Consider the following 243-nt stretch of genomic DNA (forward strand, 5'->3'; position numbering starts at 1 on the left):
TCTCGAGCAGCGCGCGCGCTACGTTCGAGGTCACCGCGACGACCAGCACGGCATGAAAGTGGTGAGAAAGCTGCTCGGCGCTCGCTTCGTCGACGAAGTGCTCTTCCCAGCCTGGTTAGCGCCCGTAACTCTGGTCTCGACCGCTCTCGCGGCACGCAGCGTGCTCGCTCCGTCATACCCCAAGCGAGTGACCTCGCTCGACGCCCGGTGGCAGACGCGTATCGGCTGGCTCATCGACCAGAG

At 65.4% G+C, this 243-nt stretch carries 1 protein-coding gene; it reads left to right on the plus strand.

Going from position 1 to position 243, the window contains the following annotated elements; translation table 11 throughout:
• Positions 1-243 (plus strand): hypothetical protein (locus tag RMT89_RS45015; RefSeq protein WP_315889531.1); only part of this gene is annotated, 243 nt, incomplete at both ends.

Origin of the sequence: Streptomyces sp. P17, from assembly GCF_032436805.1 — a bacterium.
Taxonomy (GTDB): domain Bacteria; phylum Actinomycetota; class Actinomycetes; order Streptomycetales; family Streptomycetaceae; genus Streptomyces.